Annotated in this window: 11 protein-coding genes; 3 read left to right on the top strand and 8 right to left on the bottom strand. The window is 72.8% G+C overall.

Features of this window, described 5'->3' with window-relative positions:
• Nucleotides 1–10: 10 nt before the first annotated feature.
• On the bottom strand, nucleotides 11–1,195 hold the full coding sequence (locus AB0958_RS23130; RefSeq protein ID WP_366892365.1) for a sarcosine oxidase subunit beta family protein: 1,185 nt from the start codon (nucleotides 1,193–1,195) through the stop codon (nucleotides 11–13).
• A gap of 283 nt (nucleotides 1,196–1,478) precedes the next feature.
• On the opposite strand from AB0958_RS23130, the gene AB0958_RS23125 reads away from it, so the two are divergent.
• Nucleotides 1,479–2,138 (top strand): GntR family transcriptional regulator, encoded by a 660-nt coding sequence (locus tag AB0958_RS23125; protein WP_366892350.1) that lies wholly within the window; start codon nucleotides 1,479–1,481, stop codon nucleotides 2,136–2,138.
• Between the two features lie 313 nt (nucleotides 2,139–2,451).
• On the opposite strand, the gene AB0958_RS23120 is transcribed toward AB0958_RS23125, so the two are convergent.
• From AB0958_RS23120 to AB0958_RS23095, 6 genes are all read right to left on the bottom strand, one after another.
• Nucleotides 2,452–3,342 carry a sugar phosphate isomerase/epimerase gene (locus AB0958_RS23120; protein ID WP_366892349.1) on the bottom strand — a complete coding sequence of 297 codons (891 nt, stop codon included), beginning with the start codon at nucleotides 3,340–3,342 and terminating at the stop codon, nucleotides 2,452–2,454.
• A gap of 128 nt (nucleotides 3,343–3,470) precedes the next feature.
• Nucleotides 3,471–4,382: a LysR family transcriptional regulator gene (locus AB0958_RS23115; RefSeq protein WP_366892348.1), complete on the bottom strand. Its 912-nt coding sequence runs from the start codon at nucleotides 4,380–4,382 to the stop codon at nucleotides 3,471–3,473.
• A gap of 187 nt (nucleotides 4,383–4,569) precedes the next feature.
• The gene (locus AB0958_RS23110) at nucleotides 4,570–6,273 is read right to left on the bottom strand and encodes an NAD-dependent malic enzyme (RefSeq protein WP_366892347.1); all 1,704 of its coding nucleotides are present in this window, start codon (nucleotides 6,271–6,273) and stop codon (nucleotides 4,570–4,572) included.
• Nucleotides 6,274–6,519: 246 nt separating this feature from the next.
• Nucleotides 6,520–7,341: a response regulator transcription factor gene (locus AB0958_RS23105; protein ID WP_366892346.1), complete on the bottom strand. Its 822-nt coding sequence runs from the start codon at nucleotides 7,339–7,341 to the stop codon at nucleotides 6,520–6,522.
• Between the two features lie 153 nt (nucleotides 7,342–7,494).
• Nucleotides 7,495–8,172, bottom strand: coding sequence for a glycerophosphodiester phosphodiesterase (locus tag AB0958_RS23100; RefSeq protein ID WP_366892345.1), 678 nt, complete (start codon nucleotides 8,170–8,172; stop codon nucleotides 7,495–7,497).
• A 127-nt stretch (nucleotides 8,173–8,299) separates the two neighbouring features.
• Nucleotides 8,300–9,436, bottom strand: a complete 1,137-nt coding sequence (locus tag AB0958_RS23095; RefSeq protein ID WP_366892364.1) for an adenosine deaminase — start codon at nucleotides 9,434–9,436, stop codon at nucleotides 8,300–8,302.
• Between the two features lie 104 nt (nucleotides 9,437–9,540).
• Here AB0958_RS23095 and AB0958_RS23090 point away from each other — a divergent pair, with 104 nt between their 5' ends.
• Nucleotides 9,541–10,506: a DUF4190 domain-containing protein gene (locus AB0958_RS23090; protein WP_366892343.1), complete on the top strand. Its 966-nt coding sequence runs from the start codon at nucleotides 9,541–9,543 to the stop codon at nucleotides 10,504–10,506.
• 50 nt (nucleotides 10,507–10,556) lie between these two features.
• Here the strand turns inward: AB0958_RS23090 and AB0958_RS23085 are convergent, their stop codons facing one another.
• Complete coding sequence (locus tag AB0958_RS23085) at nucleotides 10,557–11,129, bottom strand: NADAR family protein (RefSeq protein ID WP_366892342.1); 573 nt, start codon at nucleotides 11,127–11,129, stop codon at nucleotides 10,557–10,559.
• A gap of 209 nt (nucleotides 11,130–11,338) precedes the next feature.
• On the opposite strand from AB0958_RS23085, the gene AB0958_RS23080 reads away from it, so the two are divergent.
• Entirely contained in the window at nucleotides 11,339–12,874 is a 1,536-nt protein-coding gene (locus AB0958_RS23080; RefSeq protein ID WP_366892341.1) for a gamma-aminobutyraldehyde dehydrogenase, read from the top strand.
• The last annotated feature ends 5 nt before the right edge of the window (nucleotides 12,875–12,879 follow it).

Raw genomic sequence — 12,879 nt, 5'->3', positions numbered from 1 at the left:
TACTCCTCGGCTAGTGGGCGACGGCGGCCGCGCCGTGCTCGTCGACCAGGGCGCCGGTGGTGAAGCGGTCGAGGGTGAAGGGCGCGTTGTAGGGGTGCGGTTCGCCGGTGGCGACGGTGTGCGCGAAGCACCAGCCGACGCCCGGTGTGGCCTTGAAACCGCCGGTGCCCCAGCCGCAGTTCAGGTAGAGGTCCCTGACGGGCGTCAGGCCGACGATGGGGGAGGCGTCCGGGGTGGTGTCGACGATGCCGGCCCAGGTGCGCAGCATGTGGGCGCGGGCGAAGACGGGGAACAGCTCCAGGGCGGCGGCCATCTGGCGCTCCAGGATGTGGAAGGCGCCCCGCTGCCCGTACCCGTTGTAGCTGTCGATGCCGGCGCCCATGACCAGTTCGCCCTTGTGCGCCTGCGAGACGTACACGTGCACGGCGTTGGACATCACCACGGTCGGGTGGACGGGTTCGAGGAGCTCCGAGACCAGCGCCTGGAGGGGGTGGCTCTGCAACGGCAGCCGCAGCCCCGCCATGGACGCCAGCACGGACGAGTGCCCAGCGGCCGCCAGCGCGACCTTCCCGGCCGCGATGGGACCGCGCGTGGTGCGCACCCCGCGCACCCGGCCGTCCACGATGTCGAGTCCGGTGACCTCGCAGTCCTGGATCAGGTCGATGCCGTACGCGTCGGCCCTGCGGGCGAAGCCCCAGGCCACGTAGTCGTGCTTGGCGATGCCCGCACGCGGCTGGTAGGTGGCGCCGAGCACCGGGTACCGCACATCCTGCGAGACGTTGACGATGGGGCAGACCTTGGCGACCTCGTCCGGCTCCAGCCACTCGGCGTCGATGCCGTTGAGCTGGTTGGCGTACACGCGCCGCCTGCTGTCGCGGACGTCCTGGAGGGTGTGCGCCAGGTTGAGCACGCCGCGCTGGCTGAAGAGGATCGGGTAGTCGAGGTCCTCCTCCAGGGTCTCCCAGAGCTTCAGGGAGTGCTCGTAGATGCCGGAGCTCTCGTCCCAGAGGTAGTTCGAGCGGATGATCGTGGTGTTGCGGGCCATGTTGCCGCCCGCGAGCCAGCCCTTCTCCAGTACGGCGACGTTGGTGATGCCGTGGTTCCTGGCCAGGTAGTAGGCGGTCGCCAGCCCGTGCCCGCCGCCGCCGACGACGACGACGTCGTACGACCGCTTGGGGTCGGGGTTGCGCCACAGGAACTCGGGGTGGTCGGGAAGGACGTCGCCGGGGGTGGCGGGGTCGGTCCTGCCGGGGGCGTTGTCGCGCGGATGCGTCACTGGACGGCCTCCTCGGCCTCGGGCCGCGGCGCGGCGGGGTGGAGCGGGAAGCGTTCGGTCAGGACCTGGACGCGGCCACGAGTCATGAGAGCTCCCTGAAGACCCGAAGGACTGGAGACCGACTGGAAGGCGACTGATATATCAACCTGCTGTTGCGCTACGCTAAGAGGACGGATCGGCTCGCGTCAAGGGAGGGCTGCGCGTGACTCGGAGCGCCGGGCAGAGCGCGGGGGAGGCTGTCGGAACACTGGCCGACCAGGCCTATCGCGCCATCTCGGACCGGCTCGTGACCCTCCAGATCCGTCCGGGTGAGCCCCTCAACGACGAGCGGATCGCCGCCGGACTCGGCTTTGGACGCACCCCGGTGCGCGAGGCCCTGAAGCGTCTGGAACACGAGCGGCTGATCGTCGCCTACCCGCGGCGCGGAACCTTCGCCACCGAGGTGCAGATCGCCGATCTCGGGCACATCTCGGAGGTCCGCAGACGGCTGGAGCCCCTCGCCGCCGACCTGGCGGCCCGGCGCGCCGGCGAGGCCGACCGAGCCGCCCTGGAACGGCTGCTGGCCCGGCTGGCCGACGCGTCCGACGTCGGCACCGACCTGATCCGGCTCGACATGACCCTGCACCGCGCCATCTACGCCGCGACCCGCAATCCGTACCTGGAGGACACGCTGGTCAGGTACGACAACCTGGCCACCCGCATCTGGTGCCTGTTCCTCGACCGGCTGCCGGGCCTGGCGGGGCACGTACAGGAACACGGTCCCCTGCTGCGCGCCGTCATCGACGGAGACGCGGAGAAGGCCGCGGCGCTGGCCGAGGGACATGTGGAGGGCTTCGAGAAGGCGATCCGCAGCGTGATCTGAACGGACGCCGCCGGACTCGCGGGCCGCATCGGCCGGTGCCGGCCCTCCGCGAGTCCGCCGTCATGGCCGGCACGGCGGTGCACCGGGCCCGGCCGTCCGCCGCCGGACCGTGCCGCCGGTGACCGGCTCCTGTCGTGGCGCGCCGCCGCCACGGTGCCCAGGGCCGGTCGGCTCAGCGGGGGACGGCGCCGCCGCGCGGGTCGGGAACACGCGCGGCACGGCTGCCGCCGCGGGTGCGGGGGCCGGCAAGGCGCACGTGCGGGTGCCGATGTGCGTCCCGCCGGGCGGCGCGTGGTGCCGCGGGCGGTTGTGCTCAGGCGGCGGTGGCGCGCAGGACCGAGCGCAGGTGCTCGGCGCTCGCCCACACGTCGTCGACCGGCCCCTTCCCCTTGGGCTCCTCGGTGAGGATGGTGTCCTGCTCCAGCACGTACCAGCCGTCGTAGCCGCGGGCGGCGAGGTGGCCGACGATGGCCTCGACGTCGACGTCACCGGCGCCCAGTGGCCGGTACATGCCCGCGCGGACCGCGTCGGTGTAGGTGAGGCGGCCGGACTGGACCTTGGCGGCCAGGGCGGCGTCCACGTCCTTCATGTGCGTGTGGGCGATCCGCTCGGGCGCCTGCCGGGTCAGCTCGGCGGGGTCGGTGCCGCCGATGAGCAGGTGGCCGGTGTCCAGGCAGAGCGAGATCGCCGAGTCCTCCAGGACCCGGCGGACCTCGTCGCCGTTCTCGATCATCGTGCCGACGTGCGGGTGCAGTACGGCCCGTACGCCGCGCTCCGCGGCCAGCGCGGTCAGCCGGTCGAGGTTGGACAGCAGCAGCCGCCAGCCCTCGGCGTCGAGTGCGGGGCGGGAGTCGTAGCCCTCCTGGCCGGTGACGGCCGACAGGACGAGGACCTCGGCGTCGGAGGCGGCGTAGCCCTCCAGGAGCTGCTCCGCCTCGGGCAGCGGATCGTGTCCGGGCACGTGCAGCAGCAGCGGGGTGAAGCCGCCCACCGCGTGCAGGTCGTGGTCGGCGAGCACCTTGGCCATCGCGTCGGGAGCGGCGGGCAGGAAGCCGTCCGGCCCGAACTCGGTGGCCGCGAGACCGACCTCGCGCATCTCCTTCAGTACCCGCTCGGGGGTCAACTGGTGGCCCCAGCCCGGTACTTCGCACACACCCCAGGAGATGGGCGCGCCGGCGATCCGGTTCGGGGAAGGGGTGCTCATGCCGTGGCCTTTCGGTGGTTCCGGTCGGGATGGTCCAACGGCGGGGCCGTTCACGTGCCCGTAACGCTAGGTCCGCGAGGACGGTCACCGAAACCCCCGAACCCATCAATTGCCCCTCATCGAAACCATCATTTTTCCTTCATCGCGGCCGTCGTGCGCAGCGCGTGGTCGACGAAGCGGCGGGTGGCCGGCGGCAGGGTGCGGGAGGCCAGGCAGGCGATGCCGATGTCGCGGGCGGCGGGTACGTCGGTGAGGCTGAGGTAGCGGATGGGAAGGTCCGGGTTGGTCTCCGGGGCCGCCGCGGCGTCCGGCGCGGCCGGGATCAGGGAGACCCCGAGCCCGGCCGCGACCAGCCCGCGCAGCGTCTCCACCTCCTCGCCCTCGAAACCGACCACCGGAGCGAACCCGGCCTGCCGGCACAGGGACTCGGTGACACTGCGCAGGCCGTATCCGGGTTTGAGCACGATGAACTGCTCCGCCGCCACCTCGGCCAGCCGGACGCGCCGGCGCTGCGCGAGCCGGTGCCGGGCCGGGACCGCCAGCCACAGCGGCTCGACCAGCAGCCGGCGCCAGGTGATGAGCGGGTGCCCGGGATCCTTGCCGGTGATGACCAGGTCGGCGGTGGCGTCCAGCAGGTGCTGGGCGAGGCCGTGCTCGTCGGCCTGGTGCAGTTCGAACCGGACCGCGGCGAAACGCTGCCGGAACCCGGTGACCAGCCTCGGTACCAGCCAGGTGCCCAGGGTGTGCAGAAAGGCCAGGGAGACCACGCCGGTGTCCGGGTCGACGACCTCGGCCACCGCCCGCCGGCCCCGGTCGTAGCCGTCCAGCACGGTGTCGACGTACTCCTTGAACACCCGCCCTGCCGGGGTGAGTCGCAGGACCCGGCCGACGCGTTGGAAGAGCTCCGCGCCGACCTCGCCCTCCAGCCTGCGCAGCGCCCGGGAGAGGGCGGGCTGGGTGATGTGGGCGTCGGCCGCGGCCTCGGTGACCGTCACCCCCTCGGCCACGGCCCGGAAGGAGCGCAGTATCTCAAGATCCATCGTCCTATTCTCCCGGCTGCGTCTCGCCCGCGCGGGCCGTGCTCGGCAGCGGGCTCGCCGTCGTGGTCCGGCCAGCCCGGGAAGCGTCCCGTGTCGGGTTTGGTCCCGTGTCGGGTTTGGTCCCGTGTCGGGTTTGGTCCCGTGTCGGGTCTGGTCCCGTGTCGGGTCTGGTCCCGTGCCGGGGTTCTCAGACGGCCTCGACCGGCGGGTACACCGGCTGCCACATGGCCGCCCTGACCCGGTCCTCGATCGTGGCGTCCACCGTGGCGCGGGCCACCCCGTCGGCGTCCGCCGCGCGGGCCACCGCCACCGCGACGGCCACCGACGTCTCGCGCAGCTGGTCGGGGAGGGGCAGGATCGCCGCTCCGGGACCGTCGGCCTCGGTCTGGTCCGCGACGGCGTGCGCGGCGGCGACCAGCATCCCGTCAGTGACCCGGGTGGCCCGCGCGACGATCGAGCCCAGCCCGAGCCCGGGGAAGACCAGCGCGTTGTTGGCCTGCCCGATCCGGTACACGACCCCGTCCTGCTCGACCGGCCGGAACGGACTGCCGGTGGCGATCAGCGCCCGACCGTCCGTCCAGGCCAGCAGGTCGGCGGGGACCGCCTCGGCCAGGTCCGTCGGGTTGGACATCGGCAGGATGATCGGGCGCTCGGCGTGCGCGGCCATCGTGCGGACGATGTCCTCCGAGAAGGCGCCGCCCTGCCCCGAGGTGCCGATCAGCACCGTCGGCCGCACCCGGTCGACGACCTCGGCCAGCGCGATGCCGCCCACCTTCTCGTCCCGGTGCCAGTCGGCCACCTCGGCGGCCGGGCGGGCGTAGCGGGTCTGGAAGTCGCGCAGGTCCTCCTGGTCGTCGGTGAGCAGGCCGTACCGGTCGACGGCGAAGATGCGGGCGCCGGCCTCCTCGGCGGTCAGCCCGTCGGCGACCATGGCGTCCCGCAGCTGGTCCGCGATGCCGATCCCGGCGGTGCCCGCGCCGAACACCACCGCCCGGTGTTCGCGCAGCGGAGTGCCGCTGGCCTTCACGCCCGAGAGCACGGCGGCGAGGTTGACGGCGCCGGTGCCCTGGACGTCGTCGTTGAAGGTGAACTCCTGCGGGCGGTAACGGTCCAGGATGCGGCGGGCGTTGGCCGGACCGAAGTCCTCCCAGTGCAGGAGGGCGTCGGGGAAGAGGCGGCGGGCGGTGGTGACGTAGGCGTCGATGAAGGCGTCGTAGGTCGCCCGGTCCACGCGCGGGTGCTGGTTGCCGAGGTAGAGGGGGTTCTCCAGGAGTTCCTGGCGGTTTGTGCCGACGTCCAGCATGACCGCCAGGGTGCGGTTCGGGTCGATGCCGGCGGCGGCCGTGTACACGGCGAGCTTGCCCACCGCGATGTCGATGCCGCCCACGCCCCAGTCGCCGATGCCGAGGATCGCCTCGCCGTCCGTGGCGACGATCAGGTCGACGTCGTGCGGGCCGAGGCCGGAGGCGGTGAGCGCGCCCTCGATCTCCTCCGGCGCGTTCACCGACAGGTAGACCCCGGCCGGGCGCCGGTACTCGTAGCTGTAGCGCTGGATCGCCCTGCCGACGGTCGGGGTGTAGACGATCGGCAGCATCTCTTCGAGGTGGTCGCCCAGCAGCCGGTAGAAGAGCACCTGGTTGCGGTCGTGCAGGGCGGTGAGATTGACGTTCTTGGCCAGGTCCGTCGGCTGCGCCGCGTACTGCTGGTACGCCCGCTCGGCCTGCTGCTCCAGGGTCAGCACCGCCGGCGGCACCAGCCCCACCAGGCCCAGTTTCCGCCGCTCCTCCGGGGTGAAGGCGGTGCCCCGGTTGAGGCGGGGCTGGGAGAGGACGGCGCGCCCGCGGGCGGTGGTCTCGAGGCGGCCTTCGTCGGCGTTCCACTGGGTGGTCATGCTCGGCTCCTTGTCACTTCCGGCGAATCCGTGCCGTCCACAACCCTCGACCGACGGAACGCATACGTCCAATGCCTGTGAAGGCGGTGATCCATGAGCCGACAGCATGGATGGCAGCCCACCTGCGCGTTCGACGCTTCCGGGCGACAGGTTCGCCGGGCGCGTTGCGTCAGCCCGTGCGCCACGCGAGGCAGGTCCGTCCGGGCGGCGCCGCCCCGCACGCCGGCTGCCCGCCCCCCGTGGCCCTCAGGCCGCCGGCCGGATCAGTCCCGATTCGTAGGCGAAGGTGACCGCCTGTACGCGGGCGCGCGCCCCGATCTTCCCCAGGACGTTGCTGACGTGGGTCTTCACGGTGGTCGGGGCGATGGACAGCCATTGTGCGATCTCGGCGTTGGTCCAGCCGGAGGCCACGGCGATCAGGACGTCCCGTTCGCGCTGGGTGAGGGTGCCGATCCCCGAGGTGCGGGGGAGCGGGCGGACGGTCTGCTGCTGGCGGACGGCGTCGATGAGTGCGCGGGTCAGCCCGGGCGTGATCACGGCGTCCCCGGTGGCCACCACTCTGATGGCCGCGGTCAGCTCGGCCGGGTCGGCGTCGTTGAGCAGGAAGCCGGCGGCCCCCGCCCGCAGCGCCGCCCAGGCGTCGGCCTCCCGGTCGGCCGCGGTCAGCACCAGCACCCGGGTGGCGAACGGCTGCTCGCGGGGGATCCCCGGAGTGTGCGCCGGGGCGGCCGGGGCGGCCGGGTGGGCTGGATGAGCTGGATGGGCCCGGTGGGTTGGATGGGCCGTGTGGGCTGGATGGGCCGGGTGGGTTGGATCGGCCGGGCGGCTGATGCGCCGGATGGTGTCGGTGGCGTCCGCCCGGGACAGCCTGCTGTCCATCACCACGACGTCGGGACGGAGTGCGGCGCTCGCCCGGATCGCCTCGTCCCCGTCCGCCGCCTCCCCGACGACCGTCAGTCCCGGCTCGGCGGTCAGCAGCATGCGCAGCGCGAGGCGCTGGAGGGACTGGTCGTTGACGACGAGTACGGAGACGGTCTTCTCCCTGCGGGGTTCCACGCGAGGTTCCATGCGAGGTCCGTTCCCTGAACGAAACAGTTTCGTTCACATGCTACGCCCGCAACCGCCCTGCCGGGAGAGGGGGGCACGGGACCGACGCGGCGCCGGCTTCGCGGTACGTGACGCGGGTGCCGGACGTGGGCCCGCGCCCTCGGTGGGCGCGCTTCAGCGCAGGGCGTCGAGAAGGTCCACTCTGTTGGTCGTGATCGAGTCGACGTTCATGTCCAGCAGGCGGCGCAGGGAGCGGCGGGTGTCCGGGGTCCAGCAGGAGACCAGGTGGCCCGTGTGGTGGACGTGCTCGGTCAGGGCGTGGTCGAGCAGGGTGAAGCGGTAGTTGAGGTAGCGGGGGCGGATCGCGGCCAGCAGCACGGGACGGGTCGGGGCCAGCGTCGTGCGGGTCAGGGCGATCTCCGCCGCGGTGTCCGCCGCGCGCACCGCCAGCATCGCCGACGCGTCCCCCGTGTAGAAGACGCGGTCCGTCGCACCGCACTCCCGGACCACGGCCACGATCCTGGCCACCGCGCGCTCGCTCGGGCCCCCGGGCAGGTCGATCATCACCCGGCCGCCCTCCGTGGCCGCCAGCGCCTCGGCGAGGGTCGGGACGCCCCCCGCCGTGAGACCGCGGACCTCGTCCGCCGACAGGGCGTTGAGCGGGCGGTCGTGTTTCCACAGCCGCTTGAGCGTGGCGTCGTGCAGGAGGACGGGGACGCCGTCACGGGTGAGGCGTACGTCGATCTCCACCGCGTCCGCGCCCCGGCGGAGCGCGGAACGCAGCGAGTCGAGCGTGTTCTCACGGAAACGGTAGGGGTCGCCGCGATGGGCCACGGCGGTCACGGTCTGCATGAGCCCATGTTCTCAGGGCCCCGCAGGAGACCGTCGGCCCGTCAGGGGGCGAACCTCGCCCGTCGGGTACGTCAGGGGCGAGCCACGGCATCGGGTACGTCAGGGGCGAGCCACGGCATCGGGTACGTCAGGGGGCGAGCCACGCCTTCGTGTACGCGTCGATCTCGGCCGAGATCCTCGCCTTGCCCGGCTGGTCCAGGAAGGACGCCTCGACCGCGTTCTTGGCGAGGTCGGCGATGCCGTTCTCGCCGAGGCCGAGGAGACGGGCGGCGACGACGTACTCGTTGTTCAGGTCGGTGCCGAACATCGGCGGGTCGTCGGAGTTGACCGTGACCAGGACACCGGCGTCCACGAAGGCCCTGATCGGGTGCTCTTCCAGGGTGCGGACCGCGCGCGTGGCGATGTTGGAGGTCGGGCAGACCTCCAGCGCGATCCGGTGCTCCGCGAGGTGCGCGAGGAGCTTCGGGTCCTGCGCGGAACTGGTGCCGTGGCCGATGCGCTCGGCGCCCAGCTCGACCAGGGCGTCCCAGACCGTTCCGGGACCGGTGGTCTCACCGGCGTGCGGGACGGAGTGCAGACCGGCCGCGACCGCCTGGTCGAAGTACGGCTTGAACTGCGGCCGGGGCACCCCGATCTCGGGACCGCCGAGACCGAACGAGACCAGGCCCTCCGGGCGGAGCCGGTCGTCGGTCGCGAGCCGTACCGTCTCCTCGGCGGCCTCCAGACCCGCCTCGCCGGGAATGTCGAAGCACCAGCGCAGCACGGTCCCGAACTCGGCCTCGGCCGCCTTGCGCGCGTCCTCGATCGCGTCCATGAAGGCCCGCGCGTCGATGCCGCGCCGGGTGGACGAGAACGGGGTGATCGTCAGCTCGGCGTAGCGCACCTGCTGGCGGGCCAGTTCGCGGCCCACCTCGTAGGTGAGCAGGCGGACGTCCTCGGGCGTGCGGATCAGGTCGACGACCGACAGGTAGACGTCGATGAAGTGCGCGAAGTCCGTGAACGTGAAGTAGTCGACCAGCGCCTCGGGATCCGTGGGCACCTTGGAGTCGGGGTGCCGGGCGGCCAGTTCCGACACGATGCGGGGGGAGGCGGAGCCGACGTGGTGGACGTGCAGTTCGGCCTTGGGCAGCCCGGCCACGAAGGCGTGCAGGTCGCGCGGGGCGGCGGGTTCGGCGTGGCGGTCGGTCAAGGGTTCCTCCCCGGAACGGCGCGGGGGCCGCCGGTGGCGGCGGTACGGCCGTGAGCTGGCGCCCTGCGCGGTGATCGGCTGATCGGTGGTTCGGGGTCATCGTAGGCCGGACCGGTGTTCGACATGACCGGGCCTTAGCATGACGGGCGGCACGCGCGTGGGAGAGGGGACACCGACAGATGGCTGACGAGGCGCCTGGGGCTCCGAGGATACGGCTGGACAAGGGCGCGGAAGCGGGGGAGGGGGCCGGGCGGGCGGCGGACGCCGCAGTGACCGGCGACGCCTCGCGGCGATGGGCCGCACCCGCGCCCGCGGGCGGCCCCGGTGAGACGGCGCTGTCCGCCGGCCCGGACACTCCGGGGACGCAGGCACCGTCGCTCCACGACCAGCGGACGGTCGCCGCGCCACCGAACACCCCTCCGGCGTCCGCCGCGAACCCCTTCGCCGCACCGACCGCCCCGCCCCCCGCGCCCGGCCCCAACCCCTTCGCGCCGCCGTCGGCCACCCCTCCGGTGCCGTCCCCCACCCCCTTCGCGCCCCCGCCCCCCGCCCCGACGGAGTCGCAGACCAACCCCTACGCCCCGCCCGGTGCCCACGACGCGCCGCACCCCTACGCCCCGCCCGGTGCCCACGACGCGCCGCACCCCTACGCCCCGCCCGGTGCCCACGACGCGCCGCACCCCTATGCCCCGCCGGTGCCTCCGGTCGGCGCGGCCGTGCCTCCGCCGCCCATCGCCCCCGACGGGCCCGGGCAGGTGCCGTACGGCTACCCGGGCGCGCCCGCTCCCGGCACGGTGCCCGCGGGCCCCGGCTACGGGTACCCCGGTCCTCCGCTGCCGTCGTATCCGGGCGGGCCCGGAGGGTACGGCGGCTGGCCGGGGATGCAGGCCGCGCCCAACAACGGGATGGGCACGGCCGCCATGGTCACCGGGATCATCAGTGCCATCGGGTTCTGCCTGACGCCGGTCGCACTGGTCACCGGGATCCTGGGGATCGTCCTCGGCGTCCTCGGGCGGGCGCGGGTCAGGCGCGGGGAGGCCACGAACCCCGGGCAGGCGCTGGCGGGGATCATCTGCGGGTCGGCGGGGCTGGTGCTGGCCGCCGCGTTCATCGCACTGATCGTCTTCGCCGAGACGCGCAGCTAGCTACGAGGAAGTCGGGACGCGGGGCCGTACGCACGTACGGTCCCGCACCCTCACCCGGGGCCGGTCCCGTCCGCCAGCAGTCGCTCTCTCGCCCCCATCAGCGCGAACCCCAGGAGGTTCGCCCCTTTCCACCGCTCCGGGTCGTCCGCCCCCGCATCCGTCGCCGCCAGGCCGATCCCCCACACCCGGTCCACCGGGCTCGCCTCCACCAGGACGCGGTCACCCGTGCCCAGCAGGAAGTCCCGCAGTCCGGCGTCGGCCGCGAACTTGTGCACGCTGCCCTCGGTCACGATCCCCAGCCGCTCCCGCTGCCAGGTCGCCTCGTCGAAGCCCCGGACCAGACGGCCGGCCTTCTTCGCCTCGGCGGGATGCGCGGCCGCCAGCACCCGGCGCTCCGCCTCCGCGTCCGCGAAAAGCCTCGCCTTGGCCGCCATCATCCAGTGCTCGGCGGTCGCGTACTCGACACCGTCGACCACGAAGGGTGACGGCCACCACTGACTCAGACAGCTCGCCGAGACCTGGCCGTCCGGCCGCGGCCGGTGCCCCCAGAAGTGCAGGTACTTGATCCTGGCCCCCGCCCGGACCGCCCTGATCAGGGCTTCCACAGAATCGATCTCCACCATGCACGCCAGTCTGGCAGGCACCACTGACACTCCGTCCCGCCTTTTCCGTTCCCACTCGACACCTGGTCGACAGATTCCGTCGCGTAACCAAAAGGCAACAACGGAATCACTTGTTGGACTCCCCTTGCTCTGTCAGGATCGGCAGTCAAATCGAGCTGGAGCTACGCCACCCGCCTCTCGGGACGGGCGCACGGCGGAGGAGAAGCGACATGGACAACCCGGGCACCGCCACCCCGGAGACCTTCCCCGCGCAGGAGCGGCTCGCCGGCGGCGCGCAGTACATCGCGGGACGGTTCACCCAGGGCACGTCGGGCCGTACGCACGCCGTCGTCGACCCGGCCACCGGCACGGACGTGTACACCTACGAGCTGGCGAGCGCGGCGGACGTGGACGCGGCCGTGGCCGCCGCACGGGACGCCTTTCCCGGCTGGGCCGGGGCGACCCCCGGTGAGCGGTCCGACGCGCTGCACCGGTTCGCCGCCGTGCTCGCCGACCGCGCCGAGGAGTTCGCCCGCGCCGAGTCGCTCCAGTGCGGCAAGCCGCTGAAGCTGACGCGCGAGTTCGACGTGCCGGGGACCATCGACAACACCGCGTTCTTCGCGGGCGCCGCCCGGCACCTCCAGGGGCAGGCGGCGGCGGAGTACTCGGGCGACCACACGTCGTACGTCCGCCGGGAGCCCATCGGGGTCGTCGGGTCGATCGCGCCCTGGAACTACCCGCTCCAGATGGCCGCCTGGAAGATCCTCCCGGCGATCGCCGCGGGCAACACGGTCGTGCTCAAGCCGGCCGAGCTCACCCCGCTCACCTCGCTCCTCTTCGCCGAGGCCGCCACCGTGGCCGGGATCCCCGACGGTGTGATCAACATCGTCACCGGGACCGGGAAGGAGGCCGGTGAGCACCTCGTCGGCCATCCCGACGTCGCCATGACCTCCTTCACCGGCTCCACCGGCGTCGGCAAGCGGGTGGCCGAGATCGCCACGGCGACCGTCAAGCGCCTCCACCTGGAGCTGGGCGGCAAGGCGCCCTTCGTGGTGTTCGACGACGCCGACCTGGAGGCCGCGGTGCACGGGGCGGTCGCGGGGTCGCTGATCAACACCGGGCAGGACTGCACGGCGGCCACGCGCGCGTACGTGCAGCGGCCGCTCTACGACGCCTTCGTGGAGCGGACGGCCATGCTCATGGAGACCGTCCGGCTCGGTGACCCGTTCGCTCCCGGTACCGACCTCGGGCCGCTGATCTCGCACGCGCAGCGGGACCGGGTCGCCGCCTTCGTGGAACGGGCGCGCGGCTACGCGCGCGTGGTGACCGGCGGCGAGCCCCCGCAGGACGAGCTCAAGAGCGGCGCGTACTACCGGCCGACCCTGATCGCCGACGCGCCGCAGGACAGCGAGATCGTCCAGGCCGAGATCTTCGGTCCTGTGCTGGTCGTGCTGCCGTTCGACACTGATGATGAGGGCATCCGGCTGGCCAACGACACCCCGTACGGACTGGCCGCCTCCGCGTGGACCGGCGGCGTCTACCGCGCGGGCCGCGCGACCCGTGAGATCAAGGCGGGGTGCGTATGGGTCAACGACCACATCCCGATCATCAGCGAGATGCCGCACGGCGGCTACAAGGCGTCCGGCTTCGGCAAGGACATGTCGGCGTACTCGTTCGAGGAGTACACCCAGGTCAAGCACGTAATGTTCGACAACACGGCGGTGGCTCGGAAGGACTGGCACCGCACGATCTTCGGGGACCGATAGTCATA

Source organism: Streptomyces sp. NPDC006655 (assembly GCF_040703965.1).
Taxonomy (GTDB): domain Bacteria; phylum Actinomycetota; class Actinomycetes; order Streptomycetales; family Streptomycetaceae; genus Streptomyces.
This window is presented reverse-complemented; position numbering and strand designations above follow the sequence as displayed.